The 25,118-nt window shown below is 68.3% G+C and carries 27 protein-coding genes and 1 pseudogene; 17 read left to right on the plus strand and 11 right to left on the minus strand.

The features are described 5' to 3' along the window. Positions 1–20: 20 nt before the first annotated feature. From AB0L53_RS27215 to AB0L53_RS27245, 7 genes are read left to right on the plus strand one after another with little or no spacing between them, the layout of a single operon-like run. Positions 21–176 (plus strand): hypothetical protein, encoded by a 156-nt coding sequence (locus AB0L53_RS27215; RefSeq protein WP_363999268.1) that lies wholly within the window; start codon positions 21–23, stop codon positions 174–176. Continuing rightward, complete coding sequence (locus AB0L53_RS27220; protein WP_363999271.1) at positions 176–1,117, plus strand: DnaJ C-terminal domain-containing protein; 942 nt, start codon at positions 176–178, stop codon at positions 1,115–1,117. The genes AB0L53_RS27215 and AB0L53_RS27220 overlap by 1 nt, the downstream gene beginning before the upstream one ends. Next, positions 1,114–1,278 carry a hypothetical protein gene (locus AB0L53_RS27225; protein WP_363999274.1) on the plus strand — a complete coding sequence of 55 codons (165 nt, stop codon included), beginning with the start codon at positions 1,114–1,116 and terminating at the stop codon, positions 1,276–1,278. Before AB0L53_RS27220 ends, AB0L53_RS27225 begins: the two co-directional genes overlap by 4 nt. Beyond that, positions 1,260–3,878, plus strand: coding sequence for an ATP-dependent chaperone ClpB (clpB, locus tag AB0L53_RS27230; RefSeq protein WP_363999277.1), 2,619 nt, complete (start codon positions 1,260–1,262; stop codon positions 3,876–3,878). Before AB0L53_RS27225 ends, clpB begins: the two co-directional genes overlap by 19 nt. A gap of 1 nt (position 3,879) precedes the next feature. Next, on the plus strand, positions 3,880–4,314 hold the full coding sequence (gene trxA / locus AB0L53_RS27235) for a thioredoxin (protein ID WP_363999280.1): 435 nt from the start codon (positions 3,880–3,882) through the stop codon (positions 4,312–4,314). Beyond that, positions 4,311–5,966, plus strand: coding sequence for an FAD-dependent oxidoreductase (locus AB0L53_RS27240; protein WP_363999283.1), 1,656 nt, complete (start codon positions 4,311–4,313; stop codon positions 5,964–5,966). Before trxA ends, AB0L53_RS27240 begins: the two co-directional genes overlap by 4 nt. A gap of 5 nt (positions 5,967–5,971) precedes the next feature. Next, positions 5,972–6,421: a DUF1931 family protein gene (locus tag AB0L53_RS27245; RefSeq protein ID WP_363999286.1), complete on the plus strand. Its 450-nt coding sequence runs from the start codon at positions 5,972–5,974 to the stop codon at positions 6,419–6,421. Positions 6,422–6,522: 101 nt separating this feature from the next. Here AB0L53_RS27245 and AB0L53_RS27250 read toward each other — a convergent pair whose 3' ends face one another. Together AB0L53_RS27250 and AB0L53_RS27255 are read right to left on the minus strand one after the other, a co-directional pair. After that, complete coding sequence (locus AB0L53_RS27250) at positions 6,523–8,025, minus strand: alpha/beta hydrolase (protein ID WP_363999289.1); 1,503 nt, start codon at positions 8,023–8,025, stop codon at positions 6,523–6,525. 180 nt (positions 8,026–8,205) lie between these two features. Continuing rightward, the gene (locus AB0L53_RS27255; RefSeq protein WP_363999292.1) at positions 8,206–8,721 is read right to left on the minus strand and encodes a hypothetical protein; all 516 of its coding nucleotides are present in this window, start codon (positions 8,719–8,721) and stop codon (positions 8,206–8,208) included. Between the two features lie 214 nt (positions 8,722–8,935). Here AB0L53_RS27255 and AB0L53_RS27260 point away from each other — a divergent pair, with 214 nt between their 5' ends. Then, positions 8,936–9,196, plus strand: a complete 261-nt coding sequence (locus AB0L53_RS27260) for an AbrB/MazE/SpoVT family DNA-binding domain-containing protein (RefSeq protein ID WP_363999295.1) — start codon at positions 8,936–8,938, stop codon at positions 9,194–9,196. Beyond that, complete coding sequence (locus AB0L53_RS27265) at positions 9,193–10,242, plus strand: alpha/beta hydrolase (protein ID WP_363999297.1); 1,050 nt, start codon at positions 9,193–9,195, stop codon at positions 10,240–10,242. The genes AB0L53_RS27260 and AB0L53_RS27265 overlap by 4 nt, the downstream gene beginning before the upstream one ends. A gap of 46 nt (positions 10,243–10,288) precedes the next feature. Here AB0L53_RS27265 and AB0L53_RS27270 read toward each other — a convergent pair. From AB0L53_RS27270 to AB0L53_RS27280, 3 genes and pseudogenes are all read right to left on the minus strand, one after another. Beyond that, a pseudogene (locus tag AB0L53_RS27270) lies at positions 10,289–10,617 on the minus strand (IS5/IS1182 family transposase); the annotation flags it as partial. A 531-nt stretch (positions 10,618–11,148) separates the two neighbouring features. Next, complete coding sequence (locus tag AB0L53_RS27275; RefSeq protein WP_363999300.1) at positions 11,149–11,619, minus strand: hypothetical protein; 471 nt, start codon at positions 11,617–11,619, stop codon at positions 11,149–11,151. Positions 11,620–11,783: 164 nt separating this feature from the next. Continuing rightward, complete coding sequence (locus AB0L53_RS27280; RefSeq protein WP_363999303.1) at positions 11,784–13,217, minus strand: ATP-binding protein; 1,434 nt, start codon at positions 13,215–13,217, stop codon at positions 11,784–11,786. Between the two features lie 137 nt (positions 13,218–13,354). Between AB0L53_RS27280 and AB0L53_RS27285 the strand changes: the two genes are divergently transcribed. After that, the gene (locus tag AB0L53_RS27285) at positions 13,355–13,654 is read left to right on the plus strand and encodes a DUF6247 family protein (RefSeq protein ID WP_358450425.1); all 300 of its coding nucleotides are present in this window, start codon (positions 13,355–13,357) and stop codon (positions 13,652–13,654) included. 596 nt (positions 13,655–14,250) lie between these two features. Here the strand turns inward: AB0L53_RS27285 and AB0L53_RS27290 are convergent. The 3 genes from AB0L53_RS27290 to AB0L53_RS27300 form a co-directional block, all read right to left on the minus strand. Then, positions 14,251–14,718 (minus strand): NUDIX domain-containing protein, encoded by a 468-nt coding sequence (locus tag AB0L53_RS27290; RefSeq protein WP_363999307.1) that lies wholly within the window; start codon positions 14,716–14,718, stop codon positions 14,251–14,253. A gap of 145 nt (positions 14,719–14,863) precedes the next feature. After that, positions 14,864–15,439: an HD domain-containing protein gene (locus AB0L53_RS27295; protein ID WP_363999310.1), complete on the minus strand. Its 576-nt coding sequence runs from the start codon at positions 15,437–15,439 to the stop codon at positions 14,864–14,866. A 12-nt stretch (positions 15,440–15,451) separates the two neighbouring features. Further along, positions 15,452–16,579: a helix-turn-helix domain-containing protein gene (locus tag AB0L53_RS27300; protein ID WP_363999313.1), complete on the minus strand. Its 1,128-nt coding sequence runs from the start codon at positions 16,577–16,579 to the stop codon at positions 15,452–15,454. 495 nt (positions 16,580–17,074) lie between these two features. Here AB0L53_RS27300 and AB0L53_RS27305 point away from each other — a divergent pair, with 495 nt between their 5' ends. Continuing rightward, positions 17,075–17,362 carry a hypothetical protein gene (locus AB0L53_RS27305; RefSeq protein ID WP_363999316.1) on the plus strand — a complete coding sequence of 96 codons (288 nt, stop codon included), beginning with the start codon at positions 17,075–17,077 and terminating at the stop codon, positions 17,360–17,362. Between the two features lie 361 nt (positions 17,363–17,723). Here AB0L53_RS27305 and AB0L53_RS27310 read toward each other — a convergent pair whose 3' ends face one another. Next, a complete protein-coding gene (locus AB0L53_RS27310; protein ID WP_363999319.1) occupies positions 17,724–18,194 on the minus strand; it encodes a hypothetical protein in 471 nt (156 codons plus the stop codon). A 436-nt stretch (positions 18,195–18,630) separates the two neighbouring features. Here AB0L53_RS27310 and AB0L53_RS27315 point away from each other — a divergent pair, with 436 nt between their 5' ends. Both AB0L53_RS27315 and AB0L53_RS27320 read left to right on the plus strand, forming a co-directional pair. After that, positions 18,631–18,939 (plus strand): type II toxin-antitoxin system prevent-host-death family antitoxin, encoded by a 309-nt coding sequence (locus tag AB0L53_RS27315; protein ID WP_357657046.1) that lies wholly within the window; start codon positions 18,631–18,633, stop codon positions 18,937–18,939. An 8-nt stretch (positions 18,940–18,947) separates the two neighbouring features. Beyond that, on the plus strand, positions 18,948–19,466 hold the full coding sequence (locus AB0L53_RS27320) for a type II toxin-antitoxin system RelE/ParE family toxin (protein ID WP_363999322.1): 519 nt from the start codon (positions 18,948–18,950) through the stop codon (positions 19,464–19,466). Positions 19,467–19,537: 71 nt separating this feature from the next. On the opposite strand, the gene AB0L53_RS27325 is transcribed toward AB0L53_RS27320, so the two are convergent. After that, a complete protein-coding gene (locus AB0L53_RS27325) occupies positions 19,538–20,725 on the minus strand; it encodes a HAMP domain-containing sensor histidine kinase (protein WP_363999324.1) in 1,188 nt (395 codons plus the stop codon). Next, on the minus strand, positions 20,722–21,378 hold the full coding sequence (locus tag AB0L53_RS27330; protein ID WP_363999828.1) for a response regulator transcription factor: 657 nt from the start codon (positions 21,376–21,378) through the stop codon (positions 20,722–20,724). The genes AB0L53_RS27325 and AB0L53_RS27330 overlap by 4 nt, the downstream gene beginning before the upstream one ends. A gap of 147 nt (positions 21,379–21,525) precedes the next feature. Between AB0L53_RS27330 and AB0L53_RS27335 the strand changes: the two genes are divergently transcribed. Genes AB0L53_RS27335 through AB0L53_RS27350 form a run of 4 tightly spaced genes read left to right on the plus strand, consistent with a single transcriptional unit; the run spans position 21,526 to position 25,113 of the window. Then, a complete protein-coding gene (locus AB0L53_RS27335; protein ID WP_363999327.1) occupies positions 21,526–22,053 on the plus strand; it encodes a hypothetical protein in 528 nt (175 codons plus the stop codon). Continuing rightward, on the plus strand, positions 22,053–23,180 hold the full coding sequence (locus AB0L53_RS27340; protein ID WP_363999330.1) for a peptidoglycan-binding protein: 1,128 nt from the start codon (positions 22,053–22,055) through the stop codon (positions 23,178–23,180). Before AB0L53_RS27335 ends, AB0L53_RS27340 begins: the two co-directional genes overlap by 1 nt. 26 nt (positions 23,181–23,206) lie before the next feature. Further along, positions 23,207–23,887 (plus strand): ABC transporter ATP-binding protein, encoded by a 681-nt coding sequence (locus AB0L53_RS27345; protein ID WP_358533211.1) that lies wholly within the window; start codon positions 23,207–23,209, stop codon positions 23,885–23,887. Beyond that, a complete protein-coding gene (locus tag AB0L53_RS27350) occupies positions 23,887–25,113 on the plus strand; it encodes an ABC transporter permease (protein ID WP_363999334.1) in 1,227 nt (408 codons plus the stop codon). The genes AB0L53_RS27345 and AB0L53_RS27350 overlap by 1 nt, the downstream gene beginning before the upstream one ends. Positions 25,114–25,118: the final 5 nt, after the last annotated feature.

Genomic DNA, 25,118 nt, shown 5'->3' on the forward strand with positions numbered 1-25,118 from the left:
GCGGACTTCACCGAGGTCAAATGAACGCCTACGAACAGCACCTAGAGGAGGCCCCGGAGGCGGCCGCGAAAATCGCGGAGCTGGAGGACGTGCTGTCCCGCCTCGGCTACGCCCGCCGCGACGAGACCTGGCAGTTGCGGCCCGCCGTGGTGGTCGTGGCCAAGAAGGCGGAGTGATGGCCGACCGCCGGGACTTCTACGAGGTGCTCGGCGTGGACAGGAACGCCGACGCCGACGAGATCCAGCGGGCCTACCGCAAGCTCGTACGCAAGTACCATCCCGACGTCAACAAGAACCCCGGGGCGGAGGACCGGTTCAAGGAGATCTCGGAGGCGTACTCCGTGCTCTCCGACCCCCAGACGCGCCGCAGGTATGACGCCTTCGGGCATGATTTCCGCCAGGTGCCGCCCGATGTGGACCCCGAGGAGTGGTCCCGCGGCAGGGCACGCGCCGGAGCCGGGGCACGGGCCGGCGGCGGTCAGCGGCGCTCCGCGCGTGCCGAGGACTTCGGGTTCGGCGCCGACGTCGATCTCGAGGCCCTGCTCGGAGGCATGTTCGGCGGCCGCGGCAGGCGCGGCTGGGGACCCGTGCCCGGCGCCGACCAGGAGGCGGAACTGCCTCTGACGGTCGAGGAGGCATACCAGGGCGGGCGGCGCACGATCACGCTGCCCGGCGGCAGGAGGCTCGACGTCACGATCCCCAAGGGGGTCACCAACGGCCAGCGCATCAGGCTCGCCGGTCAGGGCGGCCAGGGGAGCGGAGACGCGCCACCGGGCGATATATACCTGATCGTGCGGATCGCCGAGCATCCCCGCTACCGCGTGGAGGGCCGCGATCTGCACACCACGCTGCCGCTCGCTCCCTGGGAGGCCGCGCTGGGCGCCACGGTGGCCATCGACACGCCGGGCGGCGAGGCGAAGCTGAAGGTGCCGCCGGGCACCTCGTCGGGCCGCCGCCTTCGGCTGCGCGGGCGTGGCATGCCCGCCCAGCGCGGTCCGGCCGGAGACCTGTTCGCCGAGGTCCGGATCCTGGTGCCGCCCCGGCTCAGCGAGGAGGAGCGCCGCCTGTTCGAACAGCTCGCCGCCGTCTCGACCTTCGATCCGAGGAGAGACTCATGACGTACGCGCTGGTCCGGCAGAGGTGGCTGGACATGAACGCCTACGCGCGCGCCACCGGACTGGCGCTCGGCCTGCTCACCGACTGGAGACAGCCCTCCGCGACCTGTCACGACGACACCAAGACGACACTAAGGGGACTGGAGTGGACCCGAACCGGATGACGCAGAAATCGCAGGAGGCCCTGCACGACGCCCAGACCAAGGCGCTGCGCCATGGGCACACCGAAATCGACGGTGAGCACCTCCTGCTGGCCCTGCTCGACCAGCCGGACGGGCTCGCGCCCCGGCTGCTGATCCAGGCGGGAGCCGACCCTGACGGCCTGCGCGCGGACCTGGAGAACGAGCTGTCGCGCCGCCCCAAGGTCAGCGGCCCGGGTGCCGCGCCCGGCCAGGTCTTCGTCACCCAGCGGCTGTCGCGCCTGCTCGACAGCGCGGAGCGCGAGGCCAAACGCCTCAAGGACGAGTACGTCTCCGTCGAGCACCTGCTGCTGGCCATGATCGAGGAGGGCTCCTCGACGGCCGCCGGACGCCTGCTGCACGAGCGGGGCCTGACCAGGGACGGGTTCCTGCAGTCGCTCACCTCCATCCGCGGCAACCAGCGGGTCACCTCCGCCATGCCCGAGGTGACCTACGAGGCGCTGGAGAAGTACGGGCGCGACCTGGTCTCCGAGGCCCGCGCGGGCAAGCTGGACCCGGTGATCGGCCGCGACACGGAGATCCGCCGCGTGATCCAGATCCTGTCCCGCAAGACCAAGAACAACCCCGTCCTGATCGGCGACCCCGGCGTCGGCAAGACCGCCATCGTCGAAGGGCTCGCCCAGCGCATCACCAGCGGCGACGTCCCCGAGGGGCTGCGCGACAAAACCGTCTTCAGCCTGGACATGGGCTCACTCGTGGCCGGCGCCAAGTACCGCGGCGAGTTCGAGGAACGCCTCAAGGCCGTGCTGAACGAGGTCAAGGCGGCGGAGGGCCGGATCCTGCTGTTCGTGGACGAACTGCACACCGTGGTCGGAGCCGGGGCGACCGAGGGCGCGATGGACGCCGGCAACATGCTCAAGCCGATGCTCGCCCGCGGCGAACTGCACATGATCGGCGCGACCACGGTCCAGGAGTACCGGCAGCACATCGAGAAGGACGCGGCCCTGGAGCGCAGGTTCCAGCCCGTCCTGGTGGACGAGCCGTCCGAAGAGGATGCGATATCGATCCTGCGGGGGCTGCGCGAGCGGCTGGAGATCTTCCACGGCGTGAAGATCCAGGACAGCGCCATGGTCGCCGCGGTGACGTTGAGCCACCGCTACATCGCCGACCGGTTCCTGCCGGACAAGGCGATCGACCTGGTCGACGAGGCGTGCGCGATGATCCGTACGGAGATCGACTCCATGCCGGCCGAGCTCGACGAGCTCACCCGGCGGGTGATGCGGCTGGAGATCGAGGAGGCCGCGCTCGCCATGGAGGACGACCCCGCCAGCCAGGCCCGCCTCGCCGACCTGCGCAAGGAGCTGGCCGACCTGCGCGCCGAAGCCGACGCGATGCGGGCGCAGTGGGAGGCCGAGCGCGCGGCCCTGCGCAAGGTCCAGGCCCTGCGCCAGGAACTGGAAGCCGTGCGCCGGGAGGCCGAGCAGGCCGAACGCGACTACGACCTCAACCGCGCCGCCGAGCTGCGCCACGGCAAACTCCCCGAGCTGGAACGCCGCCTGCAGGCGGAGGAGGAGCAGCTGGCCCTGCGCCAGAGCGGCCGAAGACTGCTGCGCGAGGTCGTGACCGAGGACGAGATCGCCGACATCGTCTCCCGCTGGACCGGCATCCCGGTCACCCGCTTGAAGGAGGGCGAGCGCGAGAAGCTGCTGCGCCTGGACGAGATCCTGCACGAGCGGGTCATCGGCCAGGAGGAGGCCGTACGGCTGGTGGCCGACGCGGTCATCCGCGCCCGCTCCGGCATCAAGGATCCGCGGCGGCCCGTCGGGTCGTTCCTGTTCCTCGGACCGACCGGCGTAGGCAAGACCGAGCTGGCCAGGACACTCGCCGCCACGCTGTTCGACACCGAGGACAACATGGTCCGCATCGACATGAGCGAGTACCAGGAGCGGCACACGGTCAGTCGCCTGGTCGGCGCCCCTCCCGGTTACATCGGGTACGAGGAGGGCGGCCAGCTCACGGAGGCGGTGCGGCGCAAGCCGTACTCGGTGGTCCTCTTTGACGAGGTGGAGAAGGCGCACGCGGACGTGTTCAACACGTTCCTGCAGGTCCTGGACGACGGGCGGCTGACGGATGCGCAGGGCCGTACGGTCGACTTCCGCAACACCGTGGTCATCATGACCTCCAACATCGGCTCGCAGTACCTGCTCGACGGGGTCACCTCCGACGGCGAGATCAAGCCGGAGGCCCGCGACCGGGTCATGAACGAGCTGCGCACGCATTTCCGGCCCGAGTTCCTCAACAGGGTCGACGACATCGTGCTGTTCAAGCCGCTGACCGAGGCCCAGATCGAGCGGATCGTGGACCTGATGTTCAACGACGTCAGGCAGCGGCTGGCCGACCGGCGGCTCACGCTGCGGGTCACCGACCAGGCGCTCAAGCTCATCGCCAACCAGGGCTACGACCCCGTGTACGGGGCCCGGCCGCTGCGCCGGTTCATCGCCCGCGAGGTCGAGACCAGTATCGGGCGGGCACTGCTGGCCGGAGACGTCCCCGACGGCTCGACCGTGACGGTGGACGTCGACCACGGCGAGCTGAGCGTCACCTTCGCCGGATCGGAGAGCTGACATGATCTCGACCACCGTCGCCTGCTCGAACTGCGGCAAACGGAACAGGGTCCCGGCCGCGGCCGACGGCGTGCCCCAGTGCGGGAACTGCCACCGGCCGCTGCCATGGATCGCCGAGGCGGGCGACGACACGTTCGCCGAGGTCGCCGAGCGTGCCGGCCCGCCGGTCATCGTCGACTTCTGGGCGGACTGGTGCGGGCCGTGCCGGATGGTCACGCCCGCACTCGAACAGATCTCCCAGGACCTGGCCGGCCGCGTCAAACTCGTCAAAGTCGACGTGGACCGGTCGCCCCGCCTGTCCGAGCGCTTCACGATCAAGCACATTCCGACGCTCATGATGATGGTCCGCGGCGAGGTCGTCGCCCAGCGGGCGGGCGCCTCGCCCGCCCACGAGCTGCGCCGATGGGTCGAGGACGCGGTCAGGACGCGCACATGACGCCGGTTCCCGAGACGCCGGATCTATACGGCGCCTTCCCCCGGCTGAGCGAGGCGCAGCTCGCCGAGCTCTCGCCCCACGGCGAGCGCCGGGCCGTCTCGCTCGGCGACGTCCTGTTCAGGGAGGGGGAGCCCACCACGGAGTTCATCGTCGTGCTGAGCGGCAAGGTGGCCATGGTCGAGGGGCACGGCTGCGGCCCGGACGAGAAGACGATCGCCGTCCAAGGCCCGGGCCGCTTCCTCGGCGAGCTCAGCCTGCTCACCGGCCAGGCGGCATTCCTGACCGCCGTCGTCCAGGAGCCAGGCGAGGTGCTGGCCGTCCCGGCCGACGAGGTGCGCGCGCTCGTGGCGCGCGACCAGGCGCTCGGCGACCTCATACTGCGGGCCTACCTGGCCCGGCGATCCCTGCTGATCGGGCTGGGCACCGGCTTCCGCATCATCGGCTCCCGCTATTCGGCGGACTGCAAGCGGCTGCGCGAGTTCGCCGCCCGCAACAGGGTGCCGCACCGGTGGATCGACCTGGAGCAAGACGAGGAGGCGAACGCGCTGCTGCGCGAGCTACGCGTCCCGCCCGCGGACACCCCAGTGGTGATCTGGCGCGGCGACAAGGTCCTGCGCAACCCGACCGTCGCCGAGCTGGCGAAGGCGATCGGCCTGCCCGCCCCGGTGCCCGGCGACGGCGTCTGCGACCTGGTCGTCGTGGGCGCCGGCCCGGCCGGCCTGGCCGCCGCTGTATACGGGGCCTCGGAAGGGCTGACGACCGTCGTACTCGACGCCGTGGCCGCGGGCGGCCAGGCCGGCACCTCCTCCCGCATCGAGAACTACCTCGGCTTCCCCTCCGGCATCTCGGGCGCCGAGCTCGCCGAGCGCGCCGTCATCCAGGCGCGGAAGTTCGGCGCGGCGCTGACCGTCCCGGCCGAGGCGACCGGCCTGCAGCCGGACGACGGCTTCTACGGCGTCCTCGTCGAGGACGGCAACACCATCAAGGGCCACGCCGTGATCATCGCCACCGGCGCCCGCTACCGGAAGCTCGACGTCCCCGAGCTGGAGAAGTACGAGGGATCCGGCGTCTACTACGCGGCGACGCCCTTCGAGCTGCGCATGTGCAGCGACTCGCCGGTGGTCATCGTCGGCGGCGGCAACTCCGCCGGTCAGGCGGCACTCTACCTGGCCAGGAACGCCTCGTCGGTGCGCGTGCTCGTACGCGGCGACGACGTGCGCGCCAGCATGTCCCACTACCTCGCCGACGAGCTCGACCGCACGCCCGGCATCGAGATCATGCTCAACACCGAGGTACGCCAGCTCATCGGCGACGGCACGCTGACCGGCGTCCGCGTCCACAACCGGCGCACAGGGGAGTCCCTGGAGATCGCCACCAAGGCGATGTTCGTCTTCATCGGCGCCGACCCACACACCAAGTGGCTGGAGGGCGCCGTGCCGCTCGACGACCGCGGCTTCGTCATCACGGGACGGCGCAGCACCTGGAACGCACTGCTTCCCCTGGAGACCGACCACCTGGGCGTCTTCGCCGTGGGCGACGTCCGCAGCGGATCGGTCAAGCGGGTCGCCTCCGCGGTAGGGGAGGGCGCCATGGCCGTACGCCTGGTGTACGAACGGTTCACCACCACAGAAAATCGACAGAGAAGACGGTGATCCACATGCCGGTCATGGCACACTCCAGGTTCGAGCGCTTCTTCCGCGCCGCCGCGGGACTCAACGTGGACAAGAACGACCTCAAGCGCTTCAACGACTTCGTCAACCGCAAGCTGTACGACATGCTCGTCGTCGCCGAAGCCGCGGCCAAGGAGAACAGGCGCGACATCATCCAGCCATGGGACCTGCCCATCACCAAGGGCCTGCAGGAGAACATGCACGACTTCCGCGACCTCGACGAGGAGCTGGACCTGACGCCGATCCTGGAGCAGCTCACCGCGCTTCCGCCGCTCGACCTGTCGCTCAGTGTGGACGCCGAGGCCCGGCTGCCGGCCGTGGCGGGCGGGCTGTCCATGGCGCTCGCCCGGGCGTTCAAGATCGTCGAACCCGATCTCAAGAACCTCTCCAGCGAGCACTGGGAGCGCATGACCCGGCTGTTCGGCCTGCTCCTGTGAGCGTGACGCGGCGGGGCGAGCGACCACCGGGGACCCTACCGATCTTCAGCAGCCGGCGATGGTCGAAGGCGGCGTTGCCGGGCACGACGGCGAGGCCCGTGCTACTCGACCAGGAACTGCTGTACGCCTGATGGCGATCGGTTCAGCCCGACGGCGGGCGGGGGGATCGCGGGGCAGCGGCTTCCCGCGGCGGTGGGCACGGTCAGCGAGATCAGGTAGCGGTCCATCGCGCCTGTGACGCAGTCGCTGCGGCCATAGACGCCGTGCCCCCAGCCCTCGTAGGTGAGCAGCGCCGCCTCTCGCCCTATCTGGCCCGCCACACCGGCCGCCCACAGGTAGCTGGTGGCGGGATCGTAGAGCGAGTTGGCCACCAGGATGGGCGGTGTGCCGTCAACGTTCAAGCGATGTTGAGGGTTGGGGATCGGCGTGGGCCAGTCCAGGCATGCGGCGATCGCGTACAGCGCGGCGGGGTTGTAGCGCATGTCCGGCGCGAGGGCGCGCTGGCGATCCAGGCGCGCGGCGTACTCGCGGTAGTCACGGACGGGAAAGGAGAAGTCCTGGCAGAAGACCGCCCGCGGGAACGGCGACAGCTCCTCGGCCCGGCTCGCCTCGCCGGACGGCGTCTTCGTCGCGGCTGCGGTGTCCGTGGCCAGCAGTGACTCGGCCAGTTCCGTCCAGTACGGCCCGTAGAAGGCGCCGAAGGCCTGGTCGATCAGATCCCAGCTGGTGAGAGGAACATCTGGCTGTCCTGGCTGGTGCAGTTCGCCGCGGTCGGCGCGGGCCAGGAGTTTCGCCCAGAAGGCGCGCACGTCCTTGCCGTGCAGCGGGCATGTCGCGTTCTTGGCGCACCAGTCGGCGAACTCGTCGAAGGCGCTCTCCGCGTTGATGGCGGCGGTGTCGAGGTAGGCGCCGGTGCCCAGGCTGTGGTCGAAGTTGCTGTCGAGGACCAGTGCCCGCACTCTGCCGGGATATCGCTCGGCGTACTGCTGGCCGATCAGCGTTCCGTACGAGACCCCGTAGAAAGTCACCCGCTCCTCATCCAGCGCGGCGCGGATGGCCTCCAGATCACGCACCACGCTCACCGTGCTGACATGGTCGAACAACGGCCCGGTCCTGGCCTCGCAGTCCTCGCGGAGCCGCTTGTTGTAGGCGATGCGGGCCTCGAAGTCGGCCTGGCTCCTCATGAGAGTGGGCGGCATCGCGCGCAGCAGGGCGCTGGAGCACACGACGGGATGGCTGCGGCCCACCCCGCGCGGGTCGAAGCCGACGATGTCAAAGCTTTTCGTGAGCTCGGCGCTCAGGAAACGATCCGAGAAGAGGGCGAAATCCACGCCCGAGACGCCCGGGCCACCGGGGTTGACCACCAGCGAGCCGATCCGCTTCGTGGCGTCGGTGGCCTTGCGCCTGGCCAATGCCAGGTCAATGGTGCCGCTCCCGGGCGTGGCCCAGTCGATGGGCACGGTCAGGGTGCCGCACTCGGCGGTGGCGTCCTGATCGCATGGCTTCCAATCGATCCCCGATGTCCGCGCGGCGGCCGGCGCGGTGGGCATCAGGAGGACCGCGAGCAAGGTGAGTGCGAGAGCCGGCAGGAGTGATCTTCGCATAGCGTCCCGTCGTCGAAGGGCTTCTGACCGACGACTGTGATCGATTCGGCATAACCAGGACGTAACCACCTGGCTTCTATCGGCGAATCCGTACTCTGACCTGCGCGTTAGAGGCTAACGCGCCGCACAGGACCCGACCGTTACAAGGCGGCGATCAACCGTAGAGGTCGTCAAGTGTGATCAGGTGCACGTCACTCCCTGGATCTGCGTGCGATTGGCGGGATCGGGTACGACTCCACTCCCCACCTCACCGGCCGCGGTATCGGCATGCAGGGCGTACTCGCGGCAGAGCACCTCGACATGGGGGCCGACGACCTGCGACAGGAAGCGTGCCCTGCTGCCACGCCACACCGTCGCCGCGTCCCCGCGCTCCAACCGCGCCCACTCCCTGACCATGATCGCCTGATAGAACGTGATCAGCGGTTCGGCCACCCGGTAGTAGCTGCGGTTCGGCCGGAAGAGATCGCGCTCTTTGACCAGGAGATGGCTGTCTTCCAGGACGCGAAGCGGGTGCGCGATCTCGTTGGACTTCCGCCCCACGTAGCCGGCGATCCCCCCTGACGTCGTGTTGCCGTCAGCGACGGCGGCAAGAACGGAGTGATAGAGCGACGGGTCGCGGATCTCCATCTCCTCCGCCAACAGGTAGCGGGCCTCCCTGAACAACGGGACCTCGGCGTTCAACACGGATCTGATCACCCAGTCGTCGAAATCCGCCGGCCCGGCCGGGACATCGCCACGGACGAACTCCTTCCGGTAGGCCGGTGTCCCACCGCCGCACATCCGCTGGGCTGCCGCCGGCCCCGAGTCCCGGATCGGATCGTGTTCGACGGGATGGGGTCACAGGGCATCCCCATCGTGCAAATAGTTGGAAAAGTGGGTAATATTCCACAAGTTTGCCGAGGAGGGGTTCATGGCTGGGAGATTGATCGAAGGGCCGGACGGCCGTTACATCGTGGGGACCGTGAAGATCGGGGAGAAGGGCCAGATCGTCATCCCGAAGGATGCGCGGGACTTGCTCGACCTCCAACCGGGCGACACCCTGCTCGTGCTCGTGGACCGCAAGCAGGGCATCGCGCTGGTCGACAACGAGAGGTTCCGGCACTTCGCCACAGGTGTCCTCGCTGCACAGCAGGAGCCGGCCACCGGGGACGACCAGGAGACGGGCCGATGACCGGTTACCCAAACCCCTTCGAGGGACAACGTGAGCCATTGCCGCCCGCACTGGCCAAAGCCGGCTTCCGCCAGGAGTTCGCCCAGTTCGACAGGGTGCTCATCAGCTATGTCCGCGGCCCCGAAGCAGGCGTGCCGCTCCTGCTTGTCCCCGGTCAGATGAGCTTATGGAGCAGCTATCGCCGGGTCATGGCCAGGCTCGCACGGCGATTCACGGTCTACGCCATCGACGTCCGTGGGCACGGGAACTCCTCCTGGACGCCCGGAGACTACTCCTGGGACTCTGCGGGCACCGACCTGGCGCGCTTCCTGCGCCAAGTCGCCGGCAGACCCGCGATCGTCAGCGGGAACTCCTCCGGCGGCATCCTGGCCCTGTGGTGTGCCAGCCGCGTCCCGGAACACGTCGCCGCGATCGTGCTGGAGGACCCGCCGATCTTCTCAGTCGAGATGCCACGCTTCCGCGACCGGGACCGTTGGGTCTACGGCAGCTTGGCGCACACCGTACAGGTGCTGGGTGACCTCGATCATCAGCGGGTGACCGATATCTATCGCCAGGAGATCCCTGTCGCCGAGACCAAGACCATCCGCATGCCGGATCGGTTCGTCGACTTCCTCGACCGCCGGGTGACCCGTTACCGACGACGGCATCCCGACCGCCCGGCCAGTCTCGGCATCCGATGGCTGCCGCGGTCCCTGGACGAGGTGGTTCGGGCAGCCTCGATGTTCGACCCCGACTTCGCCAGGGCGTTCCTCGACGGCCGCTTCTACGGCGACTTCTCACACGAGGCCGCGCTCCAGACGACGACCTGCCCTGTCCTGCTGCTGCACGCCAATTGGAACCGGTACGAGAGATACGGGCTCGTCGGAGCCATGGACGACGAAGACGCCCGCCGAGTACGCCAACTCGCCCCGCAGACCGTCTACCGGCGGATCGACGCCCAGCATGTCATCCACAACGACAAGCCTCACACATTCGTCGCTGCCGTGACCGATTTCGCCGACAAGCTCCCCTTCTCGGGGGCTGTCGGAAGCGCTACACGCCAATGAAACGCCGATCACAAAGGCCCTGTGAGATCGCGTGGATTGGTGAGGATCATCGGGTTCGAGGGGGACGTGCCTCCCAGCGGTGAGTGATCCAGGCGCGGCGGATGAGGCTACGGACGGTGATGATGGCGTCGGCCAGGTCGAAGAACGCCTCGACGACGCGTGCGCACCGTTCGTGGCAGCGCGCCAGCCGGGTGAAGGCGTTGTGCCATGCCTTCGTCCGCTCGATGTGCCGGCGCTGCGGCGCCAGGAGCGGTGAGTCGTGGCGGTTGGCTGGGGCAGCACACGGCCGAGCGGGATGCCGTAGTCCTCGACCAGCAGCGACCGCTTCATGCCGAGCTTGCGCCGATCGACTGGGGACGGTCCAGCGAGCTCGCCGCGTTCGGCACACCATGATGGCAGGACAGGCACGAGCGACCCTCGTTGTCGATCACGGAGAGTAGACAACTACGTGATCTTGAGGCTCCGTACCCGTGTCACATCGGCTTTCGGAAGCTTGTGGTCGGTCGCAACACCTGGAGCACTGCCGTAGCGCTTGGTTTTGCGCAGCGATAGTCGACTATTCAGTGTCCTTAGGATGTCGAGGCGATGCGTAGATCACCCAGGCCGTACGGGTGGCGTCATCGATGGCATAGCGCACACGCCCGCCGCTGATGACCTCGAATTCCCACTGCTCCAAGTTCTTGCCGTTGTGACGATGAGTCGAAAGGTCGCCGCGCAGGCGATGCTGCCGGTCGCGGCTGGAGCCTGAACGGGGATCAGCCCGCAGCGCCTCGAAGCATCAGCGCGTGTTGGCCAAGGCATGACGGCACAGCTCTTCCCAGCCCTCAACCGCAGCGCCGGTACCAAACCGAACATCCCACTCGCCATCCGGCGGTGGCACCGTAACCCGATCTCCGCGCTTCGGGCTCACCCAGAAACCTGTACCGGTCCGAAGTCACCGCTCGTGGGCCTGCGAGCCTCGGCGTAGTGCGCGGGATCGGCCTTGATTCTGGCAGTGGCCCGCCAGCCCGCGATGACCTCCTGGGTGGTGGCGTCGACATCCAGCTCGGCCGCGTCGGAGAGCGCTTCAACCAGTTCCAGAGTGAAGGCACGCAGTTCGTCCGAGGACAGGTGGCGAACCCACGGGAAGACCTCCGGCATGGCTATGACCAGCGCACGCGCGGTGGGATCATGCTTGATCAAGGCAAGGAACAGGCGGGACGCGGTGGCCAGCGTCTGTTCGCGTTCCTCTTCGCGATCCGCTGCGGTCAGGTAGAAGTCCGGAGCATCCCGGTGTGTGACACGCACGCGCCCCAGGCGTGCCGCGCGCTCGGCGACCGCTCGCGGATTTCTCGACAAGTCAGAAAATGTCACTGCGTCGGCATGGCTGGTGCTCACGCCACGAGTGTATGTCAGAACACGTTCTGATGTGAGCGATTCGACTGGCCCATACGCCGGAACGCCGGTCAAGCGGCCCGTCCACTGACCGGGCAGACTGTCTTTCCACTATCCGACGGAGCGATCAGCTCGACAAACGGGATGGCGACCCGGAGGACAAGCGATCACCCGTAGAGGTCGTCAAGTGTGATCAAGTGCACGTCGCTCCCTGGTTCGGCGCCGAGCCCCCGGGCGAACCCGGCGCCCGAATAACACGTGAGCACCGTGTCGCGGGTGTCGTACCCCTTGGCCGTGAGCAGATCGCGCGCGCGCCGGAGCCGGGCCACATGCTCGGCTCCCATGGCCATGTCCCACTTGACCTCGCCCAGTGAGAGAATCCGTCGCGGGCGTCCGTGATCTGCGGGCGCCAGAACCGCGACATCGACCTGGATCTGCGTGCGATTGGCGGGATCGGGTACGACTCCACTCCCCACCTCACCGGCCGCGGTATCGGCATGCAGGGCGTACTCGCGGCAGAGCATCTCGACATGGGGGCCGACGACCTGCGACAGGAAGCGTGCCCTGCTGCCCCGCCACACCGTCGCCGCGTCCCCGCGCTCCAACCGCGCCCACTCCCTGACCATGATCGCCTGATAGAACGTGATGAGCGGTTCGGCCACCCGGTAGTAGCTGCGGTTCGGCCGGAAGAGATCGCGCTCTTTGATCAGGAGATGGCTGTCTTCCAGGACGCGGAGCGGGTGCGCGATCTCGTTGGACTTCCGCCCCACGTAGCCGGCGATCCCCCCTGACGTCGTGTTGCCGTCGGCGACGGCGGCAAGGACGGAGTGGTAGAGCGACGGGTCGCGGATCTCCGTCTCTTCCGCCAACAGGTAGCGGGCCTCCCTGAACAACGGGACCTCGGCGTTCAACACGGATCTGATCACCCAGTCGTCGAAATCCGCCCGCCCGGCCGGGACATCACCACGGACGAACTCCTTCCGGTAGGCCGGTGTCCCACCCACCACCGCGTGGACCTGGGCCGCCAGACGCGGGTCGCTGATCCCCCAAAAGCGGGCGGCCTGGCGGTAGTCGAAGGGCCTGATGACCATTTCCAGTCCCGCGCGTCCGCGTAGCGGAGCCGTACCGGACAACAAACCGCCCATCACCGACATCGCTGAACCGCAGAGCAGCACCCTGGCCGTGCTGGCGGCTCCGGAGCCGCCAGGACCCAACTCCCGCTGGATGATCGAGGGAAGCTCTGGGGATGCCTTGACAAGATACGGAAACTCATCAAAAACGACAGGCACCGCCCGATCGCGCACGACCCCGAAGAGGTAGGGGATGGCGTCGATCCAATCGCGGAAGGCCGGAACAGGCGCGCCGGTGAATCTGATCAGCTCGTCCGCGAAGAGGCGCAACGCCACCGCCTCCGTCACCTCGAGCGCGGGGAAGTAGATGCCGCCCATGCTGCTCGCCAAGGCCTGCAGGAGATAACTCTTCCCTTGGCGGCGGCGGCCGCTCACCACACCGAGCCGAGCTCCCGGGCCCGCTTCCGAAGCGAACGAGACCAGGCCCGCCCACTCTCGCTCACGGCCGAACACATGCTGAGGCTTCCGCATGAGTCGAAGTATAGTTGACCGAACTATAGTTGACTCAACCGTACTTCACAAAAGCTACAGCGACAGGCGCGACTGGGGGTGACTGAGCGAGAGCATGATGGGCGCGCTTTCATGCTCGGGAAGATAGGTTGGTCGGTATGACCGCTCAGCCTGTGGAGCCCGTTGCGCGTCGTGATCCAGGTGAGGATCCGGCCGCGATCTTCGAGGCGCTTCCGCCGTCGCACCGTGCCCGGTTCCGGGCGGAGTACGACGAGGCTTTGGAGGCCGCGCACGACTTGGCCCGCTTCAAGCAGGTGCAGACGCTGTTGCGTCAGTGGCGCCTGCGTGCGATCGCCTACGCCCGTCCGGGCTACGAGGAAGCCGTCCAGGACGCTCTCCAGAACCGTACAGAGATGTTCACGCGCTACACCCCGCCGGAGTGGGAAGGCCGGGTGTGAGCTACAAGTTCGACGGTTTCCACGGACGCGCCCTCTACGAGCTGAACGGTCTTCCTTCTTCCTAAGGAGGTCCGTGACGGCCCGCTGCTGGAGCGTCTTCTTGAACTCCTCCGCGATCCGTGGGACGCGGTCGCGGAGCGTCCCGGTCAGTCCGCGGTGAGGCACGCCTTCTTCGGAGATAACGGCCAAGGCATGATGACGTTCATCCTCGATGAGGAGACCCGGGCCTTGCGCATCATCGACCTCCTCTGGGCCGGCTGACCTCGCTGGAGCCGAAGTTGATCTGTTCGCTTTGGATGCTCGTGGACGTCCTTGATCCTGCTCGTCATCAAGGGCTCATCAGCGCCATGTCGGTTCCTTGAGAGTCTCTCTATATCGGTTATAGCTATTAGCTTCTTTCGCCGACGCGCTCGGTCGCGCGGGCAGGCCGTACGAGCTGCATGTCTTTCCCGAGGGCAAGCACAGGCTCGGGCTCGCCCAGGGCGACCTGGCCGCGTCCACCTGGCCAAGCCTCTGCGCCACCTGGCTCGCCGACCAGGGCTTCGGACCGCGCCCCTAACGTCGTACGGGACACGACCGTTCCGAGCTGGCTTAGCTCAATCGACGTGGGAATGCCTCTGCTCCAGGTAGTCGTTGAGCTGCCGCCACTGAGTCGGATGAATGTCCAGCATGCGCAACTCGCCCGGCTCGACCCACCGCACGTCGCTCGCCTCATCATTGGCCTCGGGCCGACCGCCGACCGGACGGGCGATCAGCATGACCTCGTACTCCTGGCGGACCTCCCCATCCGTGTAGGCCACGATGTGGCCGGGGTCGGAGTAGATCCCGAGGATGCCGACCGGCTCGACGCGAACGCCGGTCTCCTCCTCGGTCTCCCGCACGGCGCACTGTGAGGGCGTCTCGCCGATCTCCATCTTGCCCATCGGCAACGCCCATTGGCCGGTGTCCCGTCGGCACTGCATCAGGATGCGGCCCGCGCCGTCCACGGTGACCGTCCCGCAGGCCGGCACCAGGCTGTTCGCCTTCGGGGCGTTCGGGTCGTTCCAGTACTCAACTCGTCCCATGGGATGCGCCTCTCAGATCTCCTGCCGGACCACGGAACGACTCCGGCCCAGACTCGGTCGAACGATGACATGTAGTGGTTGGCCATCGTCCCCGCGTCGAGGTGGCGGAAGGCGAAGTGCTCGGCTTCGATGAGCGTCAGGGGACTTAATCTCCGTTGAGGACCTGCGTCATCCACTCCAGCGACCCCGTGCTGAGCACCTCGTCCGCGAGGCGCTTCGCGGACGCCGTCCGCAGCGCGGCGAGCGAGCTGTCGATCCACGGTTGGACGTTCTGGTGGCCCTGCTCGCGGTACTCGACGGCCTGGATCAAGCATTCGAGCTTGTCGGCGTCACGCGCGCAGACGGCCTCGAGGCTGCTCTTCTCCTCGTACTCGCCGACCGCGCCACCCACCATCTCCGCGACCGGCTCCGGAATGCCGCGTACCTGGTCGGCGGTGACCTCCTCGTTCGGCGCCGCTGTCAGATAACGCTTGCCGATGTAGGGGATATCGGTAACACGGGTCTCCTGCGTGTCGTGGAACAGGCTCAGGAACGCCGCACGCTCGGGATTGCCACCTTCCAGGGCCGTGATCACACTCGCGATGACCGCCGCCCGGAAGGAGTGATCGGCGATGCTCTCGGGATCCCGTACTCCCGCGACCAGCCAGCCCGTGCGCTTGTAACGCTTAAGCAGCCCGATCTCGTACAGCAGGCCCGTCAGCCTCGACAGTTCCTCCGCCATGGAAATCCCCTCTCACCCTCGGTGGATCATGCGCAGAGCGTAGATGACCGCCTCCAGTTCGCGTTGGGACTGCGGTGACGCGATGGCCTCGTCCAGCGTACGGATGGCCGCGTCTCTGAGGGTATCCGCACGCTGCGCGTCCAACGTCGAGGGGCGCAGCATGACCAGTGCCCACAGCGTGTGGACCACCACGTCGAGGTAGGGGTTGGCGGAGTCCAGCTTGCCGATCAGATGCCGGAGAAGCTCAGTCCCCCGCCAGACGTCCGGCTTCAGCTCGATCATGAACGTGTCCGCCAACTGGGGCTCGCCGACCTCGCCGAGCCAGTAAGCCCAGTAGTTGAGGTTCGCCACCTCGCAGACCTCGTCGGCCAGGTGAACCCGGATGAAGTGCTGCAACCCCTCGCGGTCGCCGAGCCTGGCCAGTGAGTGGGCACCGGACCGCACGACGGCCCACGAGGGAGTCCACTCACCCACCCGGCTCATCCGATGCTCTTCAGCTCGTTGCATGACTGTGAGCCAGTCCGCGGTTTCCGCGGTGTCGTCGAAGCTGGCGACGTAGTGGGCCTGGCGGCGCAGCAGCATGCCGTCCACCCGGTCCGTGTCGGCGCGCTCGGCGGCTACCTTCAGGTGATCGAAGAAGTGCGCGCGTTCGTCGGGAAGAAGAGAGGGCGCGGTCGCCACCGGCCCCCGGCGGCCGATCCCCCGAGCGGCTCCCGCCATGGCAGACGGTGCGGTCCCGGTGAAGAGCCAGGCCACGAGATCAGTAAACGGGCGAGTGATCACCCATGACGCCAACGGATGATTCTCGAGCCCGGCCTTTTCCGGCTCCGTGCCGAGCACATAGCCGACGAACCGATCCGCCTCAAGGGCCATGTCCAGTTGGAAGAGCAGACGCGGCTGGACGCCGAACCGTAGAAGCCAGTGTCGCAACGACAGGTACGTCCCTGTGGAGATCGCCATCAGTGGGCGGCGCCCGGATTCCCACCCCTGAATCGTCGTGACATCCAGGCCAAGGCGTTCGGCGAACCGTTCCTGGGTCAACCCGGTCGACTCACGGATGACCTTGAGCACATACCCGGAGATCCGGCCCTCAGCGTTACCCCGACCGATGGTCAGGGTTCCCGTGCCATGGGGAGTCATGAGAGGAGCCACCGCCGTCCGTACTCGTACTTCCGGTCAGTTCTGCGGCATTCGCGCTGTTCGTAGCGTTGCCACCAGCACGAACAAGCCGATCCAGCGTAACCCGCAAGGGCCTGGCGCGACCGACTCATTCAGGTGGATCAATGGAATCACCACCCAGAACGAAGACCATCAGGGGTTCTGACAACGGCCCCACTACTCGCCCGCCCTGGGTCGCCTCTGCGGAGCGCCTGAAGCTCTCGCTCGCTGACCTCCAGATCGCCGCCGACGTTCACGAGGGACAGGGGATCGCACTCGTGTCGGTCTGGCTGGATCTCGTCGTCTGGACGAACGGACGTTGGTACCGATGGTGGACGGGACGGATGTCACAGAAGACGGGCAGATGGCTGTACGCCGTCCACAACGCGGAGAACCCGATCGCCACCGCTCATCACATCGCCCTCCGGTATCGCGAGCTTCGCGCCCCGCTGCCAGCCGCACCGGCTGAGGTGCGCTGTGCTCCTGTCTGACGAGTGCCTGAACCCGCACGTGCCCATGGCCCAGCATGGTCACACGCGACTGGACTGGCGACCTCCGCACCGGGCTTTCGAACGGGTACGTCATGTGGCCTGGACCTGTGCTTGCCGGGCCACGGTGTACGAGCTGTGTGAGGGCGGCGGGCAGGCATTCATCCGGCGGACCGTCCAGCTCGACGGCACTCCCAAGGTCCGCGAGACCTCTCCGTGCTCGATCCATGAGGCTGGGGCGATCTGGACAGCGTTGCTGTCCGGGCAGGCCCGATAGACCGGGCGTGGCGGCGTGGGATCTGGAGGGACGGCGCCGCCACGCCTGTCAGGGGTCACGGGGGTTACCCCGCGGATTCCTGGCCCATTCCTCCCCCGCCCCGATAGCCTCCGGTTTATGTGGCCCGGCCAAGGTTTCAACTCCGTCTTCGCGTGTCCGTCCGCCCCTGACGTGCACGTCAGCCCTCACCCAACGGGTACAGACGGAGTTGACGCCGGCCGACCGAACACGAGCAATGAGGCAGTGGCCAAGGCATGACGGCACAGCTCTTCCCAGCCCTCAACCGCAGCACCGGTACCAAACCGAACATCCCACTCGCCATCCGGCGGTGGCACCGTAACCCGATCTCCACGCTTCGGGCTCACCCAGAAACCTGCACCGGCCCGAAGTCGCCACTCGTGGGCTTGCGGGCCTCGGCGTAGTGCGCGGGATCGGCCTTGATTCTGGCAGTGGCCCGCCAGCCCGCGATGACCTCCTGGGTGGTGGCATCGACATCCAGCTCGGCCGCGTCGGAGAGCGCTTCGACCAGTTCCAGAGTGAAGGCACGCAGTTCGTCCGAGGACAGGTGACGAACCCACGGGAAGACCTCCGGCATGGCTATGACCAGCGCACGCGCGGTGGGATCATGCTTGATCAAGGCGAGGAACAGCCGCGACGCGGTAGTCAGTGTCCGTTCGCGCTCCTCCTCACGGTCCGCCGCAGTCAAGTAGAAGTCTGGAGCATCCCGATGCGTGATACGCACGCGTCCCAGACGTGCCGCACGCTCCGCGACCGCTCGGGGATTTCTCGACAAGTCAGAAAATGTCACTGCGTCGTGATGGCTGGCGCTCACGCCATAAGCGTATGTCAGAACACGTTCTGATGCTTGCGATCCGACTGGTCCATACGCCAGAACGCCGGTCAAGCGGCCGTCCACGTACCGAACCGACCGCCTTCCGCTGTCCGACGGAGCGATCAGCTCGACATTTGACCGGTCTACCCAGCCGGCTTCGTGCGCGTGCCAGCCACGCTCCTCTTGGAGCTCAGGCGCCGATCTGACGTGGGCGTAGCTCGCCCCCAGGGACTGTCTGACCTGGATTGTTGAGGTCTCCCCAGAGGAGCGGCGGCTACCTCCGTCGCGGGTCTCGATGCGAAGGCGAGTGATCCGCTGCTTAAGGTCCGGAGCTGTTGGGACGAACAACTCGTTCGTGATGCTGACGCTCGGAGAGGCGCGAGTCTCAGCTCGTCAAGGGATCGCAGTTCTGTGCAGAAAAATATACAGTTGATGTATGACTGTTCTGCACGATGCTACTGAGCTGAGCGTCACGGAAGCGGCCCAGCGAGGGGTCGCCCGCCTGGTGGCCGATGCGGAGCAGGGGACCGATCTGGTGGTTACCCGTCGGCATCAGCCGGTGGCGGCCGTGGTAAGCATCCGACGGCTCAACGAGTTGGAGGAGGCGGCGGCCGATCTGCGTGATCTGGCGCTTGTACTTGCCCGGTCGGTCGCGGATACGGGAGAGCGAGTCTCGCTCGATGAGGTAATCGCCGCTTTCGGGCATACTCGCGAGTCGCTGGCCGCCCTCCCGGACGACGAGTGATGTGACAGGTGTCCGACGTCGTCTTCACCGCACCAGCGGTCGATGACCTTCGGCGCATCGGCCCAGACGCGGTACCCAAGGTGCTCAAGAAGATCCTTCTCCTGCTGGACAATCCCGAGGCTGGCTACCCCCTCGGCGGCGAACTGACCGGTTTCCGGAAGCTTGTGGTCGATCGCAACACCTGGCGTGTCGTCTACCGCATCACCGAGGACAAGTCGGTGGAGATCTGTGAGGTGTGGGCCGTCGGTGAGCGAGCCGACGCGGAAGTGTACGCCGAGGCCACGGCGAGGGTTCGCGAGGCGGATGCCGAGCGTCCGGAGATTGTCCAGCTCGGACAGGTGATCGAGCGTCTTGGCACGCTCGCCGATCACACTCGGATGGAGAAGGCGCCCCCTAGAGACCCGGTTCCAGATTGGCTCGCCGACCGGTTGATCCACACAGTGGGGATGGCCCGCGAGGACGTTGCCGCTCTTGATCTCCAAGAGGCCGTCGACCTGTGGGCTGAGTACCGGTCGAAGCCGAGTTAGGTCGCGCATCTATTGCCTGAGGCGGAGCACTGCGTGCTGCTCCGGGCAGTGCCCAGTGAGCGGGCGCGGGTCTAGTGGTGGGCCGGGCTCTGGGGCGGGAGGGTGGCCGTCACGATCAGGCCGCCGCCTTCGCGGGGACGGGCCGAGACCTCGCCGCCGTGCGCGAGCGCGATCGAGCGCACGATGGACAACCCCAGCCCCGCGCTCTTGGCCGTCACCACGCGTTCGGGGCCGAGCCGCCGGAAGGGCTTGAACAGCGTCGGGATCTCGTACGGCGGCACGACGGGCCCGGTGTTGCTGACCTCCACCTCGACGCGGCCGTCATACGCGATGCGGCTGGCGGCCCGCACCCAGCCGGTGCCGTCGTCGATGTTGTGCCGGATCCCGTTCTCGACCAGGTTGTGCACCAGCCGTTCGAGTAGGAGCGCGTCCCCGCTGGTCGGCGCGGGCCCGGCCGCCTCGTGCAGGGTGATCTTCGACTCCGTGGCCTCGGCGGTGGCCTGCGCGATCACGTGACTCACCACGTCGGCCAGATCCACGGGTGACCGATCGCCGATCTCGTGCTCGGCGCGGGCCAGGAGCAGCAGTCCGGAGATGAGCCGCTCGTGCCTGGCGTTGATCTCCAGCAGGCTCTCACCGAGCTGCTTGACGTCGGCCGAGGCCGTACGGCGGTGCATGGCCAGCTCCACCAGCGCGCGGTTCAGCGTCAGCGGGGTGCGCAGCTCGTGCGAGGCGTTGGCGACGAACCTGCGCTGCCCGTCGAAGGAGTGATCGAGCCGTTCGACCATGGTGTCGAAGGTGTCGGCCAGCTCCTTCACCTCGTCGGCCGGACCGTTCAGCGCGATCCGCTCGTGCAGGCCGCGCTCGGCGACCGGCGCGGCCGCGATCCGCCGCGCGGTCTCGGTCACCTGGCGCAGCGGCGTGAGCACCCGTCCGGCGACCAGCCACCCCACACCCGAGGCCGCGCCGCCGACCACGACCAGCGCGATCGCGCCCTGGGTGAGCAGCGAGGTGGTCGCGGCGCCGCGTAGCAGGCTCTGCTGCTGCTTCATCCAGTTCATGGCCTTGTCGCCGTCCAGCGAGCCCGTGTTGGTGTCCAGCGAGCCGGGACCTCCGCCTCTGACGATGATGGATACCGTCTTTTGCTCGAGCTGCTGGTTGAACAGCAAGTACGTGACGCCGAGCAGCGTCAGTCCCGCGACGAAGAACAGCGTGCCGTACACCAGGGTGAGCCGGGCGCGGAGGGTGGGAGTGGTCATGGAATCTGGTACCCCACTCCCGACATGGTCTCCACGACCGGCGGCTCGCCGAGCTTGCGGCGCAGCTTGAGGATGGTCAGGCGGACCGCGCTGGTAAACGGGTCGGCGTGCTCGTCCCACGCCTTCTCCAGCAGGTGTTCGGCGGGCACCACGGCCCCGTCGGCGAGCAGCAGCTCGGCCAGCACGGCGAACTCCTTCTTCGACAGCGGCACATACCTGCCGTTCCTGAACACCTCCCGCCGCGCCGGATCGAGGGTGATCCCCGCGCGCCGCAGCACCGGCGGCGCGGCCGGCCGCGAGCGCCGCCCGAGCGCCAGGACGCGGGCCGCGAGCTCGGGGAACGCGAACGGCTTGGCCAGGTAGTCGTCGGCGCCGAGGGAGAGCCCGGTCACCCGGTCGCCGATCTCGGCGGCGGCGGTGAGCATCAGCACCCGCGCGGTCGACGCGGACTCGACCAGCTCCCGGCAGACGTCGTCACCGTGGACGAGCGGCAGATCACGGTCCAGGACGACCACGTCGTAGTCGTTGACCGCGATGCGTTCCAACGCCGCCTCCCCGTCGTGCGCGGTGTCGACCGCGTGCGTCTCCTCGCGCAGCCACTCGGCTATCGCGTCGGCGAGCATGCGCTCGTCCTCGACCACCAGCACCCGCATCGCGCCCTCGTCCCCTTCGGTCATGTACTGGGGTGATCGTGCCGGTTGCGCTGTTTGTTCGGCGTTAGCACCCATGGAAACGCCGGGGAAACGGCGTGCGCTGTTGGCTTCCGTCTCGTACACCCGAGCTGCAAGAAAGAGGAGACCATGAGACGACGAGGCATCCTGGCCGCGATCCCGCTCGCGCTGACGCTGGCCCTGGCGGGCTGCGGCGCGAACGACGCGGGCGGCTCCGACGTGGCATCGGTGAGCAGCGGCAAACCTGCCGCCGCCCCCAGCGCCTCGGCCAGCGTGGACCGGGCGGGGATGGGGCTCAAGTTCGCCCAGTGCATGCGCGAGAACGGCGTCCCCATGGACGACCCCGAGCCCGGCAAGGGGGTCATGCTCAAGATGGACAAGAGCATCTCCCCGGAGACGGCGCGGAAGGCGCAGGAGGCCTGCAAGGAGTACGCGCCGAACGGCGGTGGCCCGGGCGGGAAGGTGGACCCCAAGATGGCCGAGCAGATGCGCAAGTTCTCCCAGTGCATGCGGGACAACGGCGTCGAGGCCTTCCCCGACCCTGACGGTGGCGCGCTGCGCATGACCGGTGAGGCCGGCGACGACCCGGACTTCAAGGCCGCGCAGGAGAAGTGCTCGAAGGAGTTCCTGCCCCAGATGGGCCAGGGCGGCTCCTGATGTCCACAGCCACCCTCGACGACAAGGCGGCGGCGGGCGGGGATCGCCCGCGCCGCCGCCGCGGTCGCGGCAGGCGGGTCGTGGGTTTGCTCGTCGCGGTCGCCGTCATCGGTACGGCCGGCGCGGCCGTGAACGGCATGGGCCTCCTGGGCGGCGACCGGGCGGCGGGCAAGACGGCCGGGGCCCTGCCGCCCGCCACCACCACGGTGACCAGGCAGACGCTGCTCGACACGCGGGAGGCCGACGGCGACCTCGGTTACGGACCGACCACCACGGCGGTGAGCAGGAAGCCGGGCACGGTCACCTGGCTGCCGGACAGCGGTGACATGATCGGCAGGGGCAAGTCCCTGTACCGGCTCGACGCCAAGCCGGTGGTGCTGATGTACGGAACCACGCCCGCCTACCGCGACCTGCGGATCGGCACCGAAGGCAAGGACGTCGAGCAGCTCGAACGCAACCTCAAGGCCCTCGGCTACGACGGCTTCACCGTGGACGACGAGTACACCGCTTCCACGGCCGACGCGGTCAGAGAGTGGCAGGAGGACCGCAACCTCGACGAGACCGGCGTCGTCGAGCTCGGCCGGGTCGTCTTCGCCGCCGGCAAGGTACGCGTGGACAGCCTGGAGGCCCAGGCTGGCCAGCCCACCGCGCCGGGCCAGAAGGTGCTCTCCTACACCGGCACCGACAAGGTGATCACCGTCAAGCTGGAGACGGAGGACCAGCGGGTGGCGAAGAAGGGCGCCAAGGCGTCGGTCACGCTGCCCGACGGCAAGACCGTGTCCGGCAAGGTCACCGAGGTCGCCACCGTCATCGAACCGGGCGACGGGCAGGGCGCGGAGCCCGAGACGCGGGTGGAGGCGCTCGTCTCCCTCGGTAAGCAGCGGGCCGCCAAGGGGCTCGACCAGGCCGCGGTGGACGTGACCTTCACGGCGTCGAAGCGCAAGAACGTGCTGACCGTGCCGATCGCCGCGCTCGTGGCGCTCCAGGAAGGCGGGTACGGCGTGGAGGTCGTCGAAGGCGGCAAGTCCCGATATGTCGGTGTGAAGACGGGTCTGTTCTCCGGCGGCCGGGTCGAGATCTCCGGCGACGGCCTCACCGAGGGCATGAGCGTCGGGATGCCCCGATGATCCCTCCTTCGCTGACCTCTTATTCGATGATCTCCCTCACGGACGTCACCCGCTCCTATCCCGGCGGGGTCACGGCGCTGGACAAGGTGTCCCTGGAGATCGAGCGCGGTGAGCTCGTCGCGATCGTCGGCCCGTCGGGCTCGGGCAAGTCGACGATGCTCAACGTCGTCGGCACCCTCGACCGCCCGTCCTCGGGAACTGTCCGCATCGACGGCTACGACGTGGCGAAACTGTCGGACGGCCGGCTCTCCGCGCTGCGGGCCACCCGCATCGGCTTCGTCTTCCAGCACTTCCACCTCGCCGCCAAGGTCCCGGCGATCGACAACGTGGCCGACGGCCTCGTCTACACCGGCATCGGGCGCGCCGAGCGGCGGCGGCGGGCCGCGACCGCGCTGGAGCGGGTCGGGCTCGGTCACCGCCTCGACCACGAGCCGCACGAGCTGTCCGGCGGCGAACGGCAGCGCGTGGCCATCGCCAGGGCCGTGGCGGGTGATCCCCCGCTCCTGCTGGCCGACGAGCCGACCGGCGCCCTGGACTCCGTCTCGGGCACCGGGGTGATGGACCTGCTGCACGACCTGAACGCGGCCGGCACCACCATCGTGATCATCACGCACGACCGGGAGATCGCCGCGAGCCTGCCCCGGCAGGTACGGATGCGCGACGGCCAGATCGTCGCCGACTCCGCGGCCGAAGAGAGAGTGGCCTGATGGCGGCCGTCGTCGAGCACGCGGGACTGCCGAAGCTCACCCCGGCCAGGATGCGGTCGGGCGATGTGCTGCGGGTCGGCGCCGTCGGCCTGCGGACCCGCCCGCTGCGGGCCTTCCTGTCCGCGCTCGGCATCGCCATCGGCATCGCGGCCATGATCGGCGTGGTCGGCATCTCATCCTCGTCGGGAGCCGAACTCGACCGCACGCTCTCGGCTCTCGGCACCAACCTGCTCACCGTCTCCTCCGGGCAGACGCTTATGGGCGAGCCGGCCAAGATGCCGGTCGAGGCGGAGGCGATGATCGAGCGGATCGGGCCGGTCCAGGCCGTCTCGGCGGCCGGGAAGGTCAGCGCGGCCAAGGTCTACCGGTCGGAGGAGGTGCCCAAGGCGCAGACCAACGGCATCAACACCTACGCCGCCCGGCTCGACCTGCCGGCCACGGTGGGCGCGACGCTGCGCAGCGGCACCTGGCTCAACGCGGCCACCCAGCGCTACCCGGCCGCGGTGCTCGGGTCGAGCGCGGCCCAGCGGCTCGGGGTGGGCGCGGCGGGGCCGGACACCCAGGTGGTCGTGGGCGGCAAGCGGTTCACGGTGGTCGGCGTACTCGACCCCGTGCCACTCGCCGACGAACTGGACACCGCGGTGCTGGTCGGCTGGCCCGTCGCGGAGGCGGAGCTGGACTTCGACGGCTACCCGACGACCCTCTTCACCCGCGCGGAGGAGTCAAAGCTGGAGAACGTACGCTCGGTGCTGGCGGGCACGGCCAACCCGGAGGCGCCCAACGAGGTCGACGTCTCGCGGCCGTCCGACGCGCTGGCCGCCAAGCAGGCGACCAGCCAGGCGTTCACCGGGCTGCTGCTGGGCGTCGGCGCGGTCGCGCTGCTGGTCGGCGGGGTCGGGGTGGCCAACACCATGGTCATCTCGGTGCTCGAACGGCGCTCCGAGATCGGCCTGCGCCGCTCGCTCGGCGCGACGCGCGGGCAGATCCGTACGCAGTTCCTCGCCGAGTCGCTGCTGCTTTCGGCGCTCGGCGGGGCGGGCGGGGTGCTCCTCGGCACCGGCGTCACCATGGGGTACGCGCTGTACCAAGGGTGGCCCGCGGTGATCCCCGCGTGGGCGACGGCCGGCGGGCTCGCGGCCACCCTGGCCATCGGCGCCGTCGCCGGACTGTACCCGGCGATCCGCGCCTCCCGCCTCTCCCCGACCGAGGCGCTCGCCACACCCTGACCCGC

The sequence above is a fragment of the Nonomuraea sp. NPDC052129 genome, assembly GCF_040680095.1.
Taxonomy (GTDB): domain Bacteria; phylum Actinomycetota; class Actinomycetes; order Streptosporangiales; family Streptosporangiaceae; genus Nonomuraea.

What these genes read in the sequence shown, in the direction of transcription:
- AB0L53_RS27215 (WP_363999268.1), top strand. Translation starts at nt 21, where the DNA reads ATGAACGCCTACGAACAGCACCTAGAGGAGGCCCCGGAGGCGGCCGCG.
- AB0L53_RS27220 (WP_363999271.1), top strand. Translation starts at nt 176, where the DNA reads ATGGCCGACCGCCGGGACTTCTACGAGGTGCTCGGCGTGGACAGGAAC.
- AB0L53_RS27225 (WP_363999274.1), top strand. Translation starts at nt 1,114, where the DNA reads ATGACGTACGCGCTGGTCCGGCAGAGGTGGCTGGACATGAACGCCTAC.
- trxA (WP_363999280.1), top strand. Translation starts at nt 3,880, where the DNA reads ATGATCTCGACCACCGTCGCCTGCTCGAACTGCGGCAAACGGAACAGG.
- AB0L53_RS27240 (WP_363999283.1), top strand. Translation starts at nt 4,311, where the DNA reads ATGACGCCGGTTCCCGAGACGCCGGATCTATACGGCGCCTTCCCCCGG.
- AB0L53_RS27245 (WP_363999286.1), top strand. Translation starts at nt 5,972, where the DNA reads ATGCCGGTCATGGCACACTCCAGGTTCGAGCGCTTCTTCCGCGCCGCC.
- AB0L53_RS27250 (WP_363999289.1), bottom strand. Translation starts at nt 8,025, where the DNA reads ATGCGAAGATCACTCCTGCCGGCTCTCGCACTCACCTTGCTCGCGGTC.
- AB0L53_RS27260 (WP_363999295.1), top strand. Translation starts at nt 8,936, where the DNA reads ATGGCTGGGAGATTGATCGAAGGGCCGGACGGCCGTTACATCGTGGGG.
- AB0L53_RS27265 (WP_363999297.1), top strand. Translation starts at nt 9,193, where the DNA reads ATGACCGGTTACCCAAACCCCTTCGAGGGACAACGTGAGCCATTGCCG.
- AB0L53_RS27280 (WP_363999303.1), bottom strand. Translation starts at nt 13,217, where the DNA reads ATGCGGAAGCCTCAGCATGTGTTCGGCCGTGAGCGAGAGTGGGCGGGC.
- AB0L53_RS27285 (WP_358450425.1), top strand. Translation starts at nt 13,355, where the DNA reads ATGACCGCTCAGCCTGTGGAGCCCGTTGCGCGTCGTGATCCAGGTGAG.
- AB0L53_RS27290 (WP_363999307.1), bottom strand. Translation starts at nt 14,718, where the DNA reads ATGGGACGAGTTGAGTACTGGAACGACCCGAACGCCCCGAAGGCGAAC.
- AB0L53_RS27295 (WP_363999310.1), bottom strand. Translation starts at nt 15,439, where the DNA reads ATGGCGGAGGAACTGTCGAGGCTGACGGGCCTGCTGTACGAGATCGGG.
- AB0L53_RS27300 (WP_363999313.1), bottom strand. Translation starts at nt 16,579, where the DNA reads ATGACTCCCCATGGCACGGGAACCCTGACCATCGGTCGGGGTAACGCT.
- AB0L53_RS27315 (WP_357657046.1), top strand. Translation starts at nt 18,631, where the DNA reads ATGACTGTTCTGCACGATGCTACTGAGCTGAGCGTCACGGAAGCGGCC.
- AB0L53_RS27325 (WP_363999324.1), bottom strand. Translation starts at nt 20,725, where the DNA reads ATGACCACTCCCACCCTCCGCGCCCGGCTCACCCTGGTGTACGGCACG.
- AB0L53_RS27330 (WP_363999828.1), bottom strand. Translation starts at nt 21,378, where the DNA reads ATGCGGGTGCTGGTGGTCGAGGACGAGCGCATGCTCGCCGACGCGATA.
- AB0L53_RS27335 (WP_363999327.1), top strand. Translation starts at nt 21,526, where the DNA reads ATGAGACGACGAGGCATCCTGGCCGCGATCCCGCTCGCGCTGACGCTG.
- AB0L53_RS27340 (WP_363999330.1), top strand. Translation starts at nt 22,053, where the DNA reads ATGTCCACAGCCACCCTCGACGACAAGGCGGCGGCGGGCGGGGATCGC.
- AB0L53_RS27345 (WP_358533211.1), top strand. Translation starts at nt 23,207, where the DNA reads ATGATCTCCCTCACGGACGTCACCCGCTCCTATCCCGGCGGGGTCACG.
- AB0L53_RS27350 (WP_363999334.1), top strand. Translation starts at nt 23,887, where the DNA reads ATGGCGGCCGTCGTCGAGCACGCGGGACTGCCGAAGCTCACCCCGGCC.